Origin of the sequence: Streptomyces camelliae (assembly GCF_027625935.1) — a bacterium.
GTDB classification, from domain to species: Bacteria; Actinomycetota; Actinomycetes; order Streptomycetales; family Streptomycetaceae; genus Streptomyces; species Streptomyces camelliae.
In genome coordinates this window covers 7,390,206-7,408,088 of record NZ_CP115300.1, presented here as the reverse complement: position 1 = coordinate 7,408,088, position 17,883 = coordinate 7,390,206, and the positions used below count along the sequence as shown (strand labels likewise).

At 70.8% G+C, this 17,883-nt stretch carries 19 protein-coding genes; 6 read left to right on the top strand and 13 right to left on the bottom strand.

What is annotated here, in order from left to right; translation table 11 throughout:
- Window positions 1–30: 30 nt before the first annotated feature.
- The 3 genes from O1G22_RS33955 to O1G22_RS33945 all read right to left on the bottom strand — a co-directional run bounded on the left by O1G22_RS33955 (window position 31) and on the right by O1G22_RS33945 (window position 2,838).
- Window positions 31–768 carry a methionine ABC transporter permease gene (locus tag O1G22_RS33955; protein WP_225098200.1) on the bottom strand — a complete coding sequence of 246 codons (738 nt, stop codon included), beginning with the start codon at window positions 766–768 and terminating at the stop codon, window positions 31–33.
- Window positions 765–1,808, bottom strand: coding sequence for a methionine ABC transporter ATP-binding protein (locus tag O1G22_RS33950; RefSeq protein WP_270084803.1), 1,044 nt, complete (start codon window positions 1,806–1,808; stop codon window positions 765–767). Before O1G22_RS33950 ends, O1G22_RS33955 begins: the two co-directional genes overlap by 4 nt.
- A 379-nt stretch (window positions 1,809–2,187) precedes the next feature.
- Entirely contained in the window at window positions 2,188–2,838 is a 651-nt protein-coding gene (locus O1G22_RS33945) for an HAD family hydrolase (protein ID WP_270084802.1), read from the bottom strand.
- 88 nt (window positions 2,839–2,926) lie between these two features.
- Here O1G22_RS33945 and O1G22_RS33940 point away from each other — a divergent pair, with 88 nt between their 5' ends.
- Both O1G22_RS33940 and O1G22_RS33935 read left to right on the top strand, forming a co-directional pair.
- On the top strand, window positions 2,927–3,286 hold the full coding sequence (locus O1G22_RS33940) for a hypothetical protein (protein ID WP_270084801.1): 360 nt from the start codon (window positions 2,927–2,929) through the stop codon (window positions 3,284–3,286).
- Window positions 3,267–3,707 carry a hypothetical protein gene (locus O1G22_RS33935; RefSeq protein ID WP_428986431.1) on the top strand — a complete coding sequence of 147 codons (441 nt, stop codon included), beginning with the start codon at window positions 3,267–3,269 and terminating at the stop codon, window positions 3,705–3,707. Before O1G22_RS33940 ends, O1G22_RS33935 begins: the two co-directional genes overlap by 20 nt.
- A 71-nt stretch (window positions 3,708–3,778) precedes the next feature.
- Here the strand turns inward: O1G22_RS33935 and O1G22_RS33930 are convergent, their stop codons facing one another.
- The 3 genes from O1G22_RS33930 to O1G22_RS33920 all read right to left on the bottom strand — a co-directional run bounded on the left by O1G22_RS33930 (window position 3,779) and on the right by O1G22_RS33920 (window position 6,108).
- Window positions 3,779–4,276, bottom strand: coding sequence for a GNAT family N-acetyltransferase (locus O1G22_RS33930; RefSeq protein ID WP_270086620.1), 498 nt, complete (start codon window positions 4,274–4,276; stop codon window positions 3,779–3,781).
- 44 nt (window positions 4,277–4,320) lie between these two features.
- Window positions 4,321–4,827 (bottom strand): sigma-70 family RNA polymerase sigma factor, encoded by a 507-nt coding sequence (locus O1G22_RS33925; RefSeq protein WP_270084799.1) that lies wholly within the window; start codon window positions 4,825–4,827, stop codon window positions 4,321–4,323.
- A 93-nt stretch (window positions 4,828–4,920) separates the two neighbouring features.
- Window positions 4,921–6,108, bottom strand: a complete 1,188-nt coding sequence (locus O1G22_RS33920) for a glycerophosphodiester phosphodiesterase (protein ID WP_270084798.1) — start codon at window positions 6,106–6,108, stop codon at window positions 4,921–4,923.
- Between the two features lie 272 nt (window positions 6,109–6,380).
- Between O1G22_RS33920 and O1G22_RS33915 the strand changes: the two genes are divergently transcribed.
- Entirely contained in the window at window positions 6,381–7,052 is a 672-nt protein-coding gene (locus tag O1G22_RS33915) for a lysophospholipid acyltransferase family protein (protein ID WP_333492408.1), read from the top strand.
- Window positions 7,053–7,163: 111 nt separating this feature from the next.
- Here the strand turns inward: O1G22_RS33915 and O1G22_RS33910 are convergent, their stop codons facing one another.
- The 5 genes from O1G22_RS33910 to O1G22_RS33890 all read right to left on the bottom strand — a co-directional run bounded on the left by O1G22_RS33910 (window position 7,164) and on the right by O1G22_RS33890 (window position 13,021).
- Complete coding sequence (locus tag O1G22_RS33910; protein ID WP_270084796.1) at window positions 7,164–8,687, bottom strand: MFS transporter; 1,524 nt, start codon at window positions 8,685–8,687, stop codon at window positions 7,164–7,166.
- Window positions 8,684–9,235, bottom strand: coding sequence for a TetR/AcrR family transcriptional regulator (locus O1G22_RS33905; RefSeq protein WP_225098207.1), 552 nt, complete (start codon window positions 9,233–9,235; stop codon window positions 8,684–8,686). The genes O1G22_RS33910 and O1G22_RS33905 overlap by 4 nt, the downstream gene beginning before the upstream one ends.
- Before the next feature lie 83 nt (window positions 9,236–9,318).
- Window positions 9,319–10,290: an aldo/keto reductase gene (locus O1G22_RS33900; RefSeq protein WP_270084795.1), complete on the bottom strand. Its 972-nt coding sequence runs from the start codon at window positions 10,288–10,290 to the stop codon at window positions 9,319–9,321.
- 56 nt (window positions 10,291–10,346) lie between these two features.
- Entirely contained in the window at window positions 10,347–11,774 is a 1,428-nt protein-coding gene (argH, locus tag O1G22_RS33895) for an argininosuccinate lyase (RefSeq protein WP_225098209.1), read from the bottom strand.
- Between the two features lie 50 nt (window positions 11,775–11,824).
- Entirely contained in the window at window positions 11,825–13,021 is a 1,197-nt protein-coding gene (locus O1G22_RS33890) for an argininosuccinate synthase (RefSeq protein WP_270084794.1), read from the bottom strand.
- Window positions 13,022–13,191: 170 nt separating this feature from the next.
- Here O1G22_RS33890 and O1G22_RS33885 point away from each other — a divergent pair, with 170 nt between their 5' ends.
- The 3 genes from O1G22_RS33885 to O1G22_RS33875 all read left to right on the top strand — a co-directional run bounded on the left by O1G22_RS33885 (window position 13,192) and on the right by O1G22_RS33875 (window position 15,482).
- Window positions 13,192–14,067 (top strand): hypothetical protein, encoded by an 876-nt coding sequence (locus O1G22_RS33885; protein ID WP_270084793.1) that lies wholly within the window; start codon window positions 13,192–13,194, stop codon window positions 14,065–14,067.
- A 119-nt stretch (window positions 14,068–14,186) separates the two neighbouring features.
- Window positions 14,187–14,774 carry a pyridoxamine 5'-phosphate oxidase family protein gene (locus O1G22_RS33880; RefSeq protein WP_270084792.1) on the top strand — a complete coding sequence of 196 codons (588 nt, stop codon included), beginning with the start codon at window positions 14,187–14,189 and terminating at the stop codon, window positions 14,772–14,774.
- 3 nt (window positions 14,775–14,777) lie between these two features.
- A complete protein-coding gene (locus O1G22_RS33875; RefSeq protein WP_270084791.1) occupies window positions 14,778–15,482 on the top strand; it encodes a L,D-transpeptidase family protein in 705 nt (234 codons plus the stop codon).
- Window positions 15,483–15,534: 52 nt separating this feature from the next.
- On the opposite strand, the gene O1G22_RS33870 is transcribed toward O1G22_RS33875, so the two are convergent.
- Window positions 15,535–17,016, bottom strand: coding sequence for a sensor histidine kinase (locus O1G22_RS33870; RefSeq protein ID WP_270084790.1), 1,482 nt, complete (start codon window positions 17,014–17,016; stop codon window positions 15,535–15,537).
- Window positions 17,013–17,753 carry a response regulator transcription factor gene (locus O1G22_RS33865; RefSeq protein WP_225098215.1) on the bottom strand — a complete coding sequence of 247 codons (741 nt, stop codon included), beginning with the start codon at window positions 17,751–17,753 and terminating at the stop codon, window positions 17,013–17,015. The genes O1G22_RS33870 and O1G22_RS33865 overlap by 4 nt, the downstream gene beginning before the upstream one ends.
- Between the last annotated feature and the right edge of the window lie 130 nt (window positions 17,754–17,883).

Below are 17,883 nucleotides of genomic sequence, written 5' to 3'. Positions count from 1 at the left end.
CATGGGTGGGCGGGGAAACTGGGGAGGTACTCAGGCGACCTTGCCGACGTCCGCGGCGGCCGGCTCCTTGGCCTTGAGCAGGCGGAGCTTGGGCGCCGGGCCGGAGCGGGCGCCGCGGCTGTGCAGGGAGCGGGCCGCGAGGTCGCCGGCGAACTGGATGAGGGAGATGGCGACGGCGAGGATCGCGACGGTGATCCACATCATCTGGGTCTCGAAGCGCTGGTAGCCGTAGCGGACGGCGAGGTCGCCGAGGCCGCCGCCGCCGACCGTGCCGGCCATGGCGGAGTAGCCGATGAGGGCGATGACCGTGGTGGTGGTGCTGGCGATCAGCGAGGGCAGGGCCTCGGGGACGAGGACCTTGCGGACGATGGTCCAGGTGTTGCCGCCCATGGACTGCACGGCCTCGACGAGACCGTTGTCCACTTCGCGGACGGCCGTCTCGACGAGCCGGGCGAAGAACGGGATGCCGCCGATGGCGAGCGGCACGATCGCGGCGGTCGTACCGATCGTCGTCCCGGTGACCCAGCGTGTGAAGGTCATCAGCGCGACCATCAGGATGATGAACGGCATGGAGCGGCCGACGTTCACGATCTGGCCGATCACCTTGTTCAGGACGACGTTCTGCACCAGGCCGCCCCGGTCCGTGAGGACCAGGAGGATACCGAGCGGAAGGCCGACGGCGACGGCGATCAGGGTGGACCAGACCACCATCGTGAGTGTGTCGGTACAGGCCTGCGACAGCAGCGGCTGCATCTCGGACCAGGTCACTTGGCACCATCCTTCACCAGCAGGGGCGCCTCGCCCTCGTGGCCGACGACATCGATCTGGAGGCCCTGTTCGCGCAGGAAGCCGATCGGCACCACGTTGTCCTCGTAGCGGCCGGGCAGTTCGATGCGCATCCGGCCGATCTGCAGGCCGCCGACGGTGTCGATGGCGGCGCCGAGGATCGAGATGTCGATGTTGTAGGTGCGGGCGAGCTGCGAGATGACCGGCTGGGTGGCGGCCTCGCCGTGGAAGGTGACGTCGAGGACGGTCCGGTCGGCGCCGGTGCGCTCGCCGCTCACCGGGAACAGCGCGGCGGCCAGTTCGGAGCCCGGGGTGGCCAGCAGTTCGCTGACGGTGCCGTGCTCCACGATCCGGCCCCGCTCCATGAGGGCGGCGGAGTCGCAGATCGACTTCACGACGTCCATCTCGTGGGTGATGAGCAGGACGGTCAGGCCCAGCTGCCGGTTGAGGTCGCGCAGCAGCTGGAGGATGGAGCGGGTGGTCTCCGGGTCGAGGGCGCTGGTGGCCTCGTCGGAGAGCAGCACCTTGGGGTCGCCGGCCAGGGCGCGGGCGATGCCGACGCGCTGCTTCTGGCCGCCGGAGAGCTGGGCGGGGTAGGCCTTGGCCTTGTCGGCGAGGCCGACCAGGTCGAGGAGTTCGAGCGCCTTGCGGGAGCGCTCCTTGCCGGACCTGCCGAGGATTTCGAGCGGCAGCTCGATGTTGTCCTGCACGGTGCGCGAGGACAGCAGGTTGAAGTGCTGGAAGACCATGCCGATGCGGCTGCGCGCCCGGCGCAGTTCCTTGCCGGCGCGCGGGCCGCGGCCGGCCAGGGCGGTGAGGTCCTGTCCGGCGACGGTCACGGTGCCGGAGGTGGGGCGCTCCAGCAGGTTGACGCAGCGGATGAGGGAGGACTTGCCGGCGCCGGACTGGCCGATGACGCCGTAGACCTCGCCTTCGCGGACGTGGAGATCGACGCCGTCGAGGGCGGTGACCTCACGGCCGCGGGAGCGGTAGACCTTGGTCAGGCCCGAGGTGGTGATCACAGGATTTCCGTCACTGTCGAGTGCGCGGGCGTGGGTGTGCCCGGGCACGGGTGCATGCGGTTCAGGCATGGAGAGCGGGTGTGCGTCCGGCGCGGCTGCGGCGCACGGACAAGCCACGGCTCTCGCTTCGGGGCTCCCCCACTCTCGACTTCGCTCGAGCGGGGGGACCCCCATGGCTCAGCTGATGCGGGGGCCCTCTAGAAGGCGCACATTCGACACATCAGGCGACACATACAACGAGCACCGGGCGTCATGGTCGCCTCGGTCGCAAGGGTGCGGCAGCTCGTCGTGGTCATGCGAGCAGTAAAGCAGACGTACGGTCCTGACCGGTGGCCGCTGTCCGGATAGTGGACAGCGGCGGACAGGGACCGGACAGGGCTCAGCGGCGGACGGAGATCTCCACGCCCGCGTCGGTGACCAGTGCGGACAAGGCCGACAGGTCCTTCACCACCAGGTCGGCGTCCAGCTCCTCGGCCCGGTGGGTTGTGGCCAACGCCACGGTGGTCATTCCGGCGGCGCGGCCCGCCCGGAGTCCGGCCGGGGCGTCCTCGAAGACGACACAGCGGGCCGGGTCGACGCCGAGCAGCCGGGCGGCGAGGAGATAGGGCTCGGGGTCGGGCTTGCCGCGCGTGATGTCGTCGGCGCAGACCAGCGTCTTGGGCAGGATGCCGACCGCGTCGAGGCGGGCCTCGGCCAGCCGCCGGGTGGCGGAGGTGACGACGGCCCAGCACTCCGCCGGCAGACTCGCCAGAAACTCGCTCGTGCCGGGCAGGAGCCGTACGCCCCCGTTCGGCACGTCCTCGACCTCCAGCTGCTCGACCCGGGCGACCGCCTCCGGTACGACGGCGGCGGGCAGCAGGTCGGCGACGATCTCGGCTGCGGTCCGCCCGTGCAGCGCCACGCGCCCGAACTCCTCGGCCGTGATCCCGTACTCCGCGGCCCATCGGCCCCAGCAGCGCTCGACGGAGGCGAGGGAGGAGACGAGGGTGCCGTCGTTGTCGAAGAGGAGGGCCTGTGCGTGGATCGTCATGCCCAGAACCCTACGGTGTGGTCTAGACCCTATGGCGTACGGCGGGGTCGGCGGCCTGGGCCCGTTTCCTCCGTAATAAGGTCTCCGCATGCTCAATGCCCTGACGCTGGTGACCGGGATCGCCGCGCTGCTGCTCGCCGCGTGGTGCGGCTGGGCCGCGTATCGAGACCAGCCGACCAAGGACTGGCACTTCATCGGCATGGCCGTGGTGTCGCTCCTGGCCGTGATCCAGCTGGTGATCGGGATCGTGCAGCTGGCGCGGGGCGAGAAGCCGGATCAGGGTACGACGATCTTCGTGGCGTATCTGGTGGGCGCGTTCGCGTGTGTTCCGGCGGCGGGGATGATGTCGCTGGCCGAGCGGACCCGCTGGGGTTCGGTGACCGCGGCCGCCGGTGGTGTGGTGCTGGCCGTGCTGGAGGTGCGGCTCTATGACATCTGGGGAGGCTGACGTGACGGCGGCGGAGGAGAAGCCGGCCCGGCTGATCAGCGGGCCGGGCATGCTGCTCGTCTGGTTCTACGGCGTGATGGTGGTCGGCGCGGTGTCGCGCTCGGCGTTCCAGATCTCGACGGAGTTCGACCGGGCGCCGCTCGCGTACACGCTGTCGGCCGTGGCCGGCGTCGTGTACGGGTTCATCACGTACACGCTGATCCGGGGCGGGGAGACGGCCCGGCGGGCAGCGCAAGTCTGCTGCGCAGCCGAGCTGGTCGGTGTCCTGATCGTCGGTACGTGGACTCTGGTGGACTCTTCCGCGTTTCCCGATGCGACCGTGTGGTCGGATTACGGGATGGGCTACATCTTCATCCCGGTTCTGCTACCGCTTTCCGCCATGTACTGGCTGCGGAAGGCGCCTGCTCACAGGGGTGCCTGAGGAGCGCGGGCGGCTGCGGGTGGTTGTGGTTACTCGCGCCGTTCCCCGCGCCCCTTCGGGGCGCACTGCCCTCACGCTGTTTGCGCGTACGTCCCCGCCGGCTTCTCCAGGATGATCAGATCCACCCCGTCCGCACCCTTGGAGCGGCCCACCGTCTCGTAGCCGGAGCGGCGGTAGAGGCGGAGGTTGCCCTCGCTGCGGTGGCCGGTGGACAGGCGGAACTTGGTGGCGCCCCGCTCCTCCACCAGCGCCGCTTCTGCCGCGCGCAGCAGCCGCGCGCCAATGCCGTGGCCCTGGAGGCGCGGGTGGACGCAGAGCTTGCCGATGGCGGCGGCGCCGTCCTCGGTGACCTTGCCGCGTACGGAGCCGACGACCTCTTCCCCGAGCCGGGCGACGAAGACACAGTCGGAGGCGACTTCCTGGCGCACGGAGTCCAGGGTTTGGACCAGCGGGTCGATGCGGTAATTGCCGTACAGCGCCGCCTCGCTCTGGAAGCACAGGTACTGGAGCCTGAAGATCTGCTCCGCGTCCTGCTCGGTCGCCACCGAGATGGTCACGCTCATGCCCATGTGCGCACGCCTCCCGCTCACCTGATCACCTGTCGTTCTCACTCCTATCCCCGCGCTTCGCGCGCCGCAACCTCCGGCGTGAGCAAACGCCTTAGACATCCCAGACATCTGGAGCGTTCCGGGCCAAGACTGCCCTGTGAGATACCCAACTCCCCCGCGATCTCCCGGTATGTGAGGTCTTTCGGGGAGAGCAGGGCCTCGATGAGCCGGGGGCAGCGGCCGGGCAGCCGGCGCACGGCCTCGCGCAGGGCGTGGTGGCGGGCGGCGGTGAGGACGAGCTGCTCGGGGCCGGGCCGGATGTCATCGGCGGGCTCGCTGCCGTACGGGCGTTCGAGGCGGGTGGTGCGGCGGCTGCGGCGGGCCTCGGCGCGGACGGCCTTGCGCAGCCAGCCCTCGGGGTCGAGCGGCGGTCCGTCGCGCTCCAGCCGCTCCAGCAGCCGGAGCCAGACGGCCTGCTCCAGGTCGCCCGGCTCGCTCCCGGCGGCATATGCCTCGGCCGAGGCCTCCGCGGTGAGCAGCGGATGCAGGGCGGCTACCAAGTCGTGCGTCATATGCGGAACGACGCGCCGCCCCGGACGCAGGTTTCCGGGGCGGCGCAGAGTCAGCACGAACGAGGTGCGACCGGGCGAACGGTTGACGACGGCTCAGCCGGCCAGGAAGTCGGCGCGGGCGAGGACACCGGTGTCGGCGTTGTCCGTGAAGACGCCGTCGATGCCGGTCGCGAAGTACGTCTTGAACGCGCCGAAGGGGTCGCCGTAGCCGTCGGCCGCGGTGCCCTTGCGGTAGTCGGCCGGCAGGAAGGGGTTCTCGTTGCGCATGGTGTACGGGGTGAGGATCAGGCCCACCTTGTGCGCGTCGGCGACCAGCGTGGTCGGCTTGGTGAGATTGCCGTTCGCGTCCTTCGGGATGATCAGGTCCAGCGTCGGGCCGATGCCCTGGGCATAGCCGGCGATCTCCCGGAGGCCCTTGGGCGTGATCAGGTCGGCGACCGTGCGCGGGTCGCCCGCCTCGACGAAGTCGTAGGGGCGGCTGTCCGCCGAGGAGAGCAGCACGACGAGCGGGTTGTCGACCAGCTGGTTGAGCTTCTGGATGCTGCTGGGCTCGAAGGACTGCAGGATGACCGGTGCGTTACGGCCGTCCTTGCCGTACTTGGCGAGCAGCTTCGCCACCCGCTCCTCCAGGCCGAGGCCGAGTTTGCGGAAGTAGGTGGGGTGCTTGGTCTCGGGGTAGATCCAGACCTGCTTGCCGCGCTTGCGGGTCTGCTCGTCCTGCCACTTCAGGACCTCTTCGAACGTGGGGATCTCCCAGCGTCCGTTGTAGAGGGTGTTGTGCGGCCGGTTGGCCGGGATGCGCTCGACGGCACGCAGCGTCTTCAGCTCGGCGAGCGTGAAGTCCTCGGTGAACCAGCCGGTGGTCGGCACGCCGTCGAGGACCTTGGTGGTCTTGCGGCCGGCGAACTCGGGATGGGAGGCGACGTCCGTGGTGCCGCCGATCTCCGGCTCGTGCCGGCAGACGAGGTGACCGTCCTTGGTGGGCACCAGGTCACCGGCCTCGACCACGTCGGCGCCCAGGTCCAGGGCCAGGTTGTACGAGCCGAAGGTGTGCTCGGGACGGTAGCCGCTGGCACCCCGGTGGCCGATGATCGCCGGCTTCGGCAGGCTCTTCAGCCCCCGTCCCGCGGACCTGGCCGGCCTGGCCTGCGCCGCACCGGCCGTACCCGGCAGCCCGAGGACCGCTCCGCCGGCGCCGAACACCGCCGCGCCGAGGAGCGCCCGCCGTCCGGTGCCCTGTCCCGTGCCCTGATTCCGCTCGTTCGCCTGGTCGCTGACCATCAGCGTCTCCTGCCGTCCACGTTCGCGTCTTTGAAGTCGGGGCGATCGTAGGGTCGCGCACATGACCGAAGGGAGACCTGAGCCGGAACACCGGGGTGACGCCATGTGTCCTGTGCGGTGTCCGGCCGAGGGCGGGACCTGCGGGTAAACCCGTGTCAACAGTTCGTAAGACCTGGGTGAACCGGACGTACCCGATGTGCGTTCGGCCGGGGACCGCGAGTAATGTCCTCACCTGCACAGACTCATAACGCCTCTCGGCATCGGAGGACCCGTTGTCCCGCTTCCGGCTCATCAAGGCAGTGCTCGGACCGATCATGCGCCTGATGTTCCGCCCACAGGTGGAGGGCGTGGAGCACATCCCGGGGGACGGCCCGGTGATCCTGGCGGGCAATCACCTCACCTTCATCGACTCGATCGTGCTGCCGCTGGTCACCAAGCGGCAGGTGCACTTCATCGGCAAGGACGAGTACGTCACCGGCAAGGGCGTCAAGGGCCGGCTGATGGCGTGGTTCTTCACCGGCGTCGGCATGATCCCGGTGGACCGGGACGGGGCCAACGGCGGTGTGGCGGCGCTGATGACCGGGCGGCGGGTCCTGGAGGAGGGGCGGATCTTCGGGATCTACCCCGAAGGCACGCGCTCGCCCGACGGCCGGCTGTACCGGGGGCGCACCGGTATCGCGCGGCTGACGCTGATGACCGGTGCGCCGGTGGTTCCCTTCGCCATGATCGGCACGGACAAGTTGCAGCCGGGGGGTTCCGGGATTCCGCGGCCGGGCAAGGTGACGGTCCGTTTCGGTGAGGCGATGGAGTTCTCGCGGTACGACGGGATGGACCGGGACCGGTATGTGCTGCGGGCGGTGACCGACTCGGTGATGGCCGAGGTCATGCGGTTGGGCGGGCAGGAGTACGTGGACATGTACGCCACGAAGGCCAAGGCGGCCTAGCGCCGCCGGCAGTTCGGCCGGTTTTCGGGCGCGGGTTTGTGGTCGCTTTTCGCGCCCAAGCGGCGGAGCCGCATATCGGATACAGCCCCGCGCCCCTTCGGGGCGCTCCCCTCATCCGGCACTTTCCAGTTTCTGGTTCTTCAGCAGGAACCACGCCGCCACCGCCGTTCCGAGCAAAACCGCCGCTCCTGCGCCCGAGGCCAGGTGGAGGCCGTGGACGAAGGAGTCCCGGGCCGCGTCCAGCATCTCGGCGGCCATGTGCGGAGCCATGTGCTGCGACGCCTCCACCGCCGCGCCCAGTGACTCGTGGGCCTGGGGCGGGGTGCCCGCCGGGCCGGTGAAGTCGCGGTAGACGCCCGTCACGATCGAGCCCAGCAGGGCGATGCCCAGGGCCGCGCCCAGCTCGTACGCCGTCTCGGAGACCGCCGAGGCGGCGCCCGCCTGTTCCTTGGGCACGCTGGAGAGGATCACGTCGGCCGTCACCGTGAAGGAGAAGCCGGCGCCGATGCCCACGACCAGCAGTGCGGCGCCGAGGACCGGGTAGCCCGTCGACGTGCCCAGGGTGGTGAGCACGGCCAGGGCGAGGCCCACCGCGGCGAGGCCGCCGGAGACCACGGCCCGGACCGAGAAGCGGCGGGCGGCGGCGCCCGCGATCAGGCCGGCCACCACCGCGCCGACGGCGGCGGGCAGTTCGGCGAGGCCCGCCTCGAACGGACGCCTGCCCTGGACGAGTTGCAGGTACTGGGAGAGGAAGAACACCAGGCCGGACATGCCGAGCACGGTCAGCAGGTCGGCGAGGACCGCCCCGCTGAAGCCACGGTGCCGGAACAGCCGCATGTCCAGCAGCGGGGCCGGCATGGTGAGCTGGCGGTGGACGAACCCGTAGAGCGCGGCCGCGCCCAGCAGGCCCGCGGCGAGCGGGGGCCAGGTGACGCCGTGCGTGGCCAGCTCCTTGACCGCGTACACCACGCCGATCATGCCGACCAGCGACAGCAGGACGCTCATCAGGTCCCAGGGGCCGGGGTTCGGATTCCGGGACTCGGGCAGCGTGCGGATGCCGACGAGGACCAGGACCGCCATCACCGGCAGGTTGATGAGGAAGACCGAGCCCCACCAGAAGTGTTCGAGCAGGAAGCCGCCCACGATGGGGCCGACGGCCGTACCGGCTGAGGCGGTCGCGCCCCAGATGCCCACGGCGAGGCTGCGCTCGCGCGGGTCGTGGAAGAGGTTGCGGATCAGGGCGAGGGTGGCGGGCATCAGGGTCGCGCCCGCGACACCGAGCAGCGCCCGCGCCAGGATCATCAGCTCCGGTGTCGTGGCATAGGCGTTGAGCACCGATATCGCGCCGAACGCCGTGGCACCGCCGAGCAGGATCCGCTTGCGGCCGATACGGTCGCCGAGGCTGCCCATGGAGACCAGCAGACCGGCGATGACGAAGGAGTAGACGTCGCCGATCCACAGGAGCTGGGTGCCGGAGGGGTTGAGGTCTTCGCTGATGTAAGGGGTCGCCAGGCCGAGGACGGTGGCGTCGACGGCCACCAGCAGCACGGCCAGGACGAGGACGCAGAGCGCGAGCCAGCGGCCCGGTCGCTGCTCCGCCTCCGCCGCGCGGGCCGGCTGCAGGGTGCTGGTCATGGTTCCTCTCTTCGCACGGCGCCGCCGAGCAGCAGCTCGGCGACCATGGTCGGGAAGTCCCGGGCGGCCACGCGGCCGTCCAGGGTGGCCCAGGCGCACGAGGCGATCAGGCCGTACAGCGCCTCGGTGAGCCAGACCGGGGTGAGGTCGATGCGGAATTCGCCCGCTTGCTGGCCACGCAGGAACACCGCGCCCATCCGGGCGTCCAGGCTCTGCCAGCCGTCGTTCTGGCGGTCGCCCTCCCACAGCTGGCTCTCGCCGTAGAGGAAGGCGAGCAGCCCGGCGGCGGGCTGGATCTCGCGCACCAGCCGTCGTACGGCCTCGCTCGCGGGCCCTTCGTCCAGCCGGGCGCGGTCCACGGCCGCCTCGCACTCCGCGATACCGAGCGCCTCCAGCGCCCGGACGAGCGCGTCGCGCCCGGCGAAGTGCCGGTGGAGCGTGGCCCGGCTGATCCCGGCGGCCTTGGCGACCTCGTCCATGGTCGCGGTGGATTTACGGGTCAGCAGGGCGGCTGCGCTGCGCAGCACGTGGTCACGATCCAGGGCCATGAGACAAGGGTAGACCATGTGAGACGTCTTTGTCTCATGTTAGGCATACGTGACTCACGGCCGCCGGTCGCCCCAGGTGCGCGTCAGTGCCAGGGCAGCTCCCCGCGCCGCTCCCAGTAGGCGCGCGGGTCCTCGGCGAGCGTGGCGAGGCGGGTCAGCTGGTCCACGTCGAGGTCGACGGCGGGGGCGTGCAGATTGGAGAAGAGCTGCGGGACGGTCGCGGCGCCGGAGAGGACCACACCCACCCAGGGCTGGCGCAGGATCCAGGCGAGGGCCACGGCGTCACAGCCGAGGGAGGTCTCCTCGGCGACGGCCGTCAGCGTCTCCGGCGCGTGCGGCGCGGCGAGCCGGCCGTTGGCCATGCCCTCCTTGACGATCACGGTGAGCCCGGCGTCGTGCGCCTCGGCGAGGGCGGGTGCGGCCGAGGTCTCCAGCGCGTTGTACGTCGACTGGACGGTACGGAAGAGGCGCTCGCCGCCGACGGTGATCTCCAGGGCGGCCCGGATCGCGTCGGCCTGGGCCGGGCCGCTGGTGGAGAAGCCGATGGTCAGTCCCTGGGCGGCGGCCTCGGCGAGCCGTGCGTGCAGGTCCTTGTCGGTGAGGGCCGGGCTGTCCGGGGTCACCGAGTGGATCTGGTAGAGGTCGAGCCGGTCGCCGAGCAGCGCGTCGGTCTCGGCGCGCTGGCGGTCGTACGTCGCCAGGCTGTGGTCCTTGACCTCGTGCGTCTCGGCCTGTGCCGACCAGCCGGCGGTGTAGGAGTAGCCCCACTTGCTGCCGACGACCACGTCGTCGGCATCGGGGTGGGCGTTCAGCCAGTCGGCGAGGAACTCCTCGGAGCGGCCGTAGGAGCGGGCCACGTCGAAGTAGCGGACGCCCTGGGCGTAGGCGGCGTCGAGGAGTTCGAAGGTACGGGCGCGCAGGGCCTCGACACTGCGGTTCTCTCCGAGGTCTTCTTCGCGGCCGAGGTTGATGTAGCCGGGGCGGCCGACGGCGGCGAGACCGAGACCGATGTGGCAGGTCGGCGTCGTGGCGTGCGCGAGACGGGCGAAGGGCATCGCGGGCTCCGTTCGGTCGGCTGACTGCGACCAACGTAACCCGCGATGCCCTCACGTCACTTCTTTGCGTCCGCCCACTGATGCTGCGCCGCCACGTCCGCCTTGACCTCGGCCAGCTGGACCGCGACCGCGCTCGGCGCCGTACCACCGCGCCCGTTGCGGGACGCGAGGGCGCCCGGGACGTTGAGGACGGACCGCACCTCGGGCGTGAGATGCGCCGAGATCTTCGCGAACTGCTCGTCGGTCAGGTCGTCCAGTTCCTTGCCCTCGGCCTCGGCGACCTTGACGCACTCCCCCGCGACCTCGTGCGCCACGCGGAACGGCACGCCCTGCTTGACCAGCCACTCGGCGATGTCGGTGGCGAGGGAGAAGCCGGCCGGGGCCAGTTCCTCCATGCGCGCGCGGTTGACCGTGAGGGTGGCGATCATGCCGGTGAAGGCGGGCAGCAGGACCTCCAGCTGGTCGCAGGAGTCGAAGACCGGCTCCTTGTCCTCCTGGAGGTCACGGTTGTACGCGAGCGGCAGGGCCTTGAGCGTCGCCATCAGGCCGGTCAGGTTGCCGATCAGGCGGCCGCTCTTGCCACGCGCCAGCTCCGCGATGTCCGGGTTCTTCTTCTGCGGCATGATCGACGAGCCCGTGGAGAACGCGTCGTGCAGGGTCACGAAGGAGAACTCCTTCGTGTTCCAGATGATGATCTCCTCGGCGATCCGGGAGAGGTTCACGCCGATCATCGCGGTGATGAAGGCGAACTCGGCGACGAAGTCACGGGAGGCCGTGCCGTCGATGGAGTTGCCGACGCTGCCGTGCTCGAAGCCGAGGTCCTGCGCGACCGCCTCCGGGTCGAGGCCGAGGGAGGAGCCGGCCAGGGCGCCGGAGCCGTACGGCGACACCGCCGTGCGCTCGTCCCACTGGCGCAGCCGCTCCGCGTCCCGGGACAGGGACTGCACGTGGGCGAGGACATGGTGGGCGAAGAGGACCGGCTGGGCGTGCTGAAGGTGGGTGCGGCCGGGCATCGCGACGTCCGAGTGGGCCTCGGCGAGGCCGATCAGGGCGTCCTGGAGGTCGGCGATGAGGCCGCCGATCGTCCGGGCGTGATCCCTGAGGTACATCCGGAAGAGGGTCGCCACCTGGTCGTTCCTCGACCGGCCGGCGCGCAGCTTGCCGCCGAGGTCCGGGCCGAGGCGCTCCAGCAGGCCGCGCTCCAGAGCGGTGTGCACGTCCTCGTCGGCGATGGTGCCGACGAACGCGCCGGAGGCCACGTCGGCCTCCAGCTGGTCCAGCCCGGCGATCATGCGCCGCAGCTCGTCCTCGGTGAGGAGGCCGGCCTTGTGCAGCACGCGCGCGTGGGCACGCGAACCGGCGATGTCGTAGGGCGCGAGCCGCCAGTCGAAGTGGACGGACGCGGACAGCTTCGCCAGGGCCTCGGCGGGACCGTCGGCGAAACGGCCGCCCCAGAGCCGTACGTCACCGCTGTTGCTGCTCACTTGCGCTGCTCCTAGAGAGGGTGGGTCGGTGGTGCGAGGTCTGCGTCAGGTTATGCCCGCAGATCACGCCGGGCGGCGATCTTCGAGGACAGGCTGTAGATGTCGATGAAGCCCTTGGCCGCGGCCTGGTCGAAGGTGTCGCCGGTGTCGTAGGTGGCGAGGTTGAAGTCGTACAGGGACGACTGCGAGCGCCGGCCGGTGACGACCGCGCGGCCGCCGTGCAGGGTCATCCGGATGTCGCCGGTCACCTGCTGGCTGGCCTCGTCGACGAAGCCGTCCAGCGCACGCTTGAGCGGGGAGAACCACTGGCCGTCGTAGACCAGTTCGCCCCAGCGCTGCTCCACCTGCCGCTTGTAGCGGGCGAGTTCGCGCTCGACGGTGACGTTCTCCAGCTCCTGGTGGGCGGTGATCAGGGCGATCGCGCCCGGTGCCTCGTACACCTCGCGGGACTTGATGCCGACGAGGCGGTCCTCGACCATGTCGATCCGGCCGATGCCCTGGGCGCCGGCTCGTTCGTTGAGCTGCTGGATCGCCTGCAGCACGGTGACCGGCTCGCCGTCGATCGCGACCGGCACGCCCGCCTCGAAGGTGATGATCACCTCGTCGGCCTCGCGGGGCTGCGCCGGGTCGGCGGTGTACTCGTAGATGTCCTCGATCGGGGCGTTCCAGATGTCCTCCAGGAAGCCCGTCTCCACCGCACGCCCGAAGACGTTCTGGTCGATGGAGTACGGGGACTTCTTGGTGGTCGCGATCGGGAGCTGCTTGGCCTCGCAGAAGGCGATCGCCTTGTCCCGGGTCATCGCGTAGTCGCGGACCGGGGCGATGCACTTCAGGTCGGGGGCGAGGGCGACGATGCCGGCCTCGAAGCGGACCTGGTCGTTGCCCTTGCCGGTGCAGCCGTGGGCGACGGTCGTGGCGCCGTGCTTGTGCGCGGCGGCGACCAGGTGCTTGACGATCACCGGCCGGGAGAGGGCGGAGACCAGCGGGTAGCGGTCCATGTAGAGGGCGTTGGCCTTGATCGCCGGAAGGCAGTACTCGTCGGCGAACTCGTCCTTGGCGTCGGCCACTTCGGCCTCGACGGCCCCACAGGCGAGGGCACGCTTGCGGATGACGTCCAGGTCCTCGCCGCCCTGGCCGACGTCCACCGCTACGGCGATGACCTCGGCGCCCGTCTCCTCGGCGATCCAGCCGATGGCGACGGAGGTGTCCAGACCGCCCGAATAGGCGAGTACGACGCGCTCGGTCATGGTTTCTCCTCACACCTGCAATCCCGATATGCATGAGTATGCAGAGGTCTGCATGATTCGTCAATTCTCGGGAGTCTTGAACAACGGCAATCGCTTTCCCGTACTCCTCGCCGAACGCAGGCGCCGCGTCTCACCGCTGAACCCACTCCTGACCCAAGTGAGGCATCCGCATGTCCAGGGCTCTTCCGAAGTACAACAAGCATCGTGTGGCCTTCATCGGCGGCGCTGCCGCCGTGGTGCTGTCCGGCGCCGTGATCGCCGGCTCGGCTCTCGCCGGGACGCCCGACAAGAGCGACGGCACGACGAACGCCCGCACGCTGGCGGCGAGCCCCGGCACGATCAGCTGCCCGGACGTCGCCTCCAAGCTCCCGGCCGTACCGGCGTCCGCACAGGCCGAGGTCAACCGCAACCTCACCCTGCTCCAGACCCAGATCCAGGAAGCCAACACCCGCCTGCAGAACACCGTCGGCCAGGGCGGACCCAACTTCGTCAACAACGCCATCCTCGGACCGCTGAAGGACAAGCGGATCTCCACCATCGACCGCATCGCCATCGCCATCGGCCGCAAGGGCACCAAGCCCACCGGCCTCGACTCCCTGGCCGCCTGCACCCTGAACGCGGGCGGCACGAACGCCGGAGGCGCGAACGCGGGTGGCGCCAACGCGGGCGGCGCGAAGGCCGGTGGCGGCACCGCGTCGAACGGCACGGCGGGCCGGCAGTCGGGCGGGGCGGCGGCGAGCGGGAACACCGGGGCCGGCACGATCAGCTGCCCGGACGTCGCCTCCAAGCTCCCGGCCGTACCGGCGTCCGCACAGGCCGAGGTCAACCGCAACCTCACCCTGCTCCAGACCCAGATCCAGGAAGCCAACACCCGCCTGCAGAACACCGTCGGCCAGGGCGGACCCAACTTCGTCAACAACGCCATCCTCGGACCGCTGAAGGACAAGCGGATCTCCACCATCGACCGCATCGCCATCGCCATCGGCCGCAAGGGCACCAAGCCCACCGGCCTCGACTCCCTGGCCGCCTGCACCCTCACGAAGTGAGGTAGCAGGCAGCTCGGGCCGCCCCGACGAGCGCCGGCCGGGGCGGCCCCGGTGTCCGTCCGCCGGACTCCCGACAATTCCTTAGACAAGCGAAGGAGTTGCGTCGATAATCGATTGACATGGGAAAGACGTATGAACGCATCGACGGCAGGCTCCGCACGTTCATCGAGGAGCAGCCCCTGTTCTTCACCGCGACCGCCCCGCTCTCCGGCGACGGCACGGTCAACCTCTCCCCCAAGGGTCTGAAGGGTTCCTTCGCCGTCCTCGACGAACTGACCGTGGCCTACCTGGACTTCGCCGGGTCCAACGCCGAGACCATCGCGCATCTGCGGGAGAACGGACGGATCACCCTGATGTGGTGCGCCTTCCAGGGCCCGCCGAACATCGTGCGGGTCCACGGCCGGGGCGAGCCGGTCTTCCGTGACGACCCGCGTTTCAAGGAGCTGCTCGCGCACTTCCCGGACATCGACCCGACCGCGCACGGGCTGCGCGCCGTCATCGTCGTCCACGCGGAGCTGGTGCGGGACACCTGCGGGTACGCCGTGCCCTTCATGGCCTACGAGCAGGACCGTGACCTGCACACCAAGCGCTTCGCCCGTGAGGACGACGCCTCGCTGAGCACGTACTTCGAGAAGAAGGAGCACGTGGCGACGAGCCTGGACGGACTACCCGGGCTGCCGTTGCCGCTGCCCCCGTCTACCGTCTGAGGCATGCGCCCCGGTGTCGCCCTCGCCCTCGTCTCCGCGTCCTCGCTCGCCCTGCTCGGCTCCGCGCCGGACCCCGGGGCCGTACCGCTGCCCGCGCGGATGGCGGACACAGGCGGCGGCCGCCAGCTGATCACCGCTCAGGCGCCCCGCGCGGACTCGACGTCGGGGACGGTCACCTGGTGGGACCTGCGGGACGGGCAGTGGGCGCAGGCGGGCTCGGCACCGGCGCGGTTCGGGGCGAACGGCCTGGTGGAGGGGGCCACACGCACACAGGGGACGAACACGACACCGACCGGGCTCTACGGCCTTCCCTTCGGCTTCGGGATCAAGCCGGCGCCGGGCGGGACACGCGTCGCGTACCGGGCGGTGAAGGACGGCTCCTGGTGGTGCCAGGACAACGACTCCACGTCGTACAACCGGTGGGTCGAGCCCTTGCCGGGCGACTGCCGGGCGTCCGAGTCCGAGCATCTGGCCTCTTACGCGGACCAGTATGCGTACGGGCTGGTCATCGGGTTCAACTACGAGCAGCCTGCGCGCGGGCGCGGCGCCGGCATCTTTCTGCATGTCAACGGGCGTGCGGCTACGGCTGGTTGTGTGTCGGTTCCGGAGGAGGCCATGGTGCGGATTCTTCGGTGGGCCGAACCCGAGAAGGCTCCGCATGTCGCTATTGGGACCGCTGAGGGAGTTACAGCGCTTTCCCGGTACTGAGCTGCTGTGCGCCCACGCGGCGGAGCCGCATATCGATACAGCCTCGCGCCCCTTAACTTGGCAAGCTCACCCGGAACGTCGTGGACCCCGGCCGGCTCTCCAGCCCCACGCTTCCCCCGTGCGCCTCCACCACCGCCGCCACGATCGACAGTCCCAGCCCCGCTCCACCGCCGGAGGCATCCGCGCGGCGGCGGTGGTCGGCCCTGGTGAAGCGTTCGAAGACGCCCGGCTGGACCTCCTCGGGGACGCCGGGGCCGTCGTCGTGGACCGAGAGGACGGCCGAGTCCGGGGCGGTTTCCAGGGTCACCGTCACCTTGGTGCCCACAGGTGTGTGCAAACGCGCGTTGGCCAACAGGTTGGCCAACACCTGATGGAGGCGGTGGGCGTCGCCGGGGACCGTGACCGGGTCCTCGGGGAGGTCCATGGACCAGCGGTGGTCCGGGCCCGCGGCCCGCGCGTCCGTGACCGCGTCCAGGACCAGGTGCGTGAGGTCCACCGGCTGCCGCTCCAGCGGGCGGCCCGCGTCCAGGCGGGCCAGCAGGAGCAGGTCGTCCACCATCTCGCCCATACGGGAGGACTCGCCCTTGATGCGCTCCAGGGCGCGGGTGACCTCGGGCGGCACCGGGCCGGGGTGCAGGAGGGCCAGTTCGGCGTGGCCGCGGACCGAGGCGACCGGGGTGCGCAGCTCATGGCTGGCGTCGGCGGCGAAACGGCGCAGCCGCTCCTCGCTGGCGTGCCGCTTGGTCAGGGCGTCCTCGACGTGCCGGAGCATGCGGTTGAACGCCGCCGCCACCTGGCCGACCTCGCTGCGCGGGTCACTGGCCGGGGCGCGCGGCGGCAGCGCCACCTCGCCGCTGGCCAGGGGCAGCTCGCTGACCCGGGTGGCGGTCGCGGCGACCCGGCTCAGCGGGCGCAGCGACCAGCGGACCCACAGCGCGCCGGCCACGCCGGCGGCGGTCAGGGCCAGGCCGAAGACGACCACCGCGACCAGTTCGAGCCGTTTCACGGCGGCCCGTACCGGCTCCGTCGGCAGGCCGGTCACCAGCACGTCGCCGTCCTTGCCCCGCCACGCCATCAGGCGGTAGTCGTGCAGGTGGTGCGACAGGCACACGGTGTGGCCCCGGCCGTCCACCGGCAGCCTGGCCAGGGTCGCCCGGTCGGCGGCGGTCAGGGTGACGTCGAGGCCCTGCCGGTCGCTGGCGGGCACCACCGCCACACTGGTGACCTTGCCGTTCAGCAGGCGGGCGCCGAACGTCCCGGCGGCCTGGCGGCGGGTGTCGCCGTGCTCGTCGCCGTCCCGGTCGGAGGGCTTGTACGTGCCGTGCTCCAGGCTCTGCGGGAAGGCCGGCCCGGCCTGCTGCAGCTGCTGGTCGAGCCGACTGGTCAGGAAGCCGTTCAGCTCGACGACGGCAGCCACGCCGACCGCGGCGCAGCTGATCGCGAGGAGCACGACCAGTCCGGCGATGAGCCGGGCACGCAGGGTGCGGGGCCGGGGCACCCGGGTCAGGCGGGCGCGCGGGCGGAAGCGGCTCACTTGGTCACCGGTTTCAGGACGTAGCCCGCCCCGCGCACCGTGTGGATCATGGGTTCGCGGCCCGCGTCGACCTTCTTGCGCAGGTAGGAGATGTAGAGCTCGACCACATGGGCCCGGCCGCCGAAGTCGTAGGACCAGACCCGGTCGAGGATCTGCGCCTTGCTGAGCACGCGGCGCGGATTGCGCATGAGGAAGCGGAGGAGTTCGAACTCGGTCGGCGACAGCTCGACCAGCTCGCCGGCCCGGGTCACCTCGCGGGCCTCCTCGTCCATCACCAGGTCACCGACGACCAGCCGCGGCCCGTCCTCCAGCTGGCGGGCCATGCCCGCGCGGCGCAGCAGGCCGCGCAGCCGGGCGACGACCTCCTCCAGGCTGAAGGGCTTGGTGACGTAGTCGTCGCCGCCCGCGGTGATGCCGGCGATCCGGTCCTCCACGGCGTCCCGTGCCGTGAGGAAGAGCACACAGACGTCGGGCTTCACCGCGTGCAGCCGGCGCAGCACGTCGAAGCCGTCGGTGTCGGGGAGCATCACGTCGAGCACGACGGCGTCCGGCAGCAGCTCGCGCGCGGTGCTGAGGGCCGAGGCGCCGTCGCCGGCCGCGCGCACCTCCCAGCCCTCGTAGCGCAGGGCGCCGGTGAGCACCTCCGCGAGGTCGGGGTCGTCGTCGACGACGAGGACGCGCAGCGAGGTGCCGTCGGGGCGGGTGAGAGCCGGGCGGCCGGAGCGGGTGGTGTTCATCGCGCTTACCAGCATCACCCCTGTCCGCGGGTGCGCGGTGCCGTCCGCCCTCTGAGTTTGCTGTGAGTGCGCTCACCGTTCGCCGTCCCGTCCCCTCCCTTCTCCTGCCTTCCGCCCCCTTCCACACCCG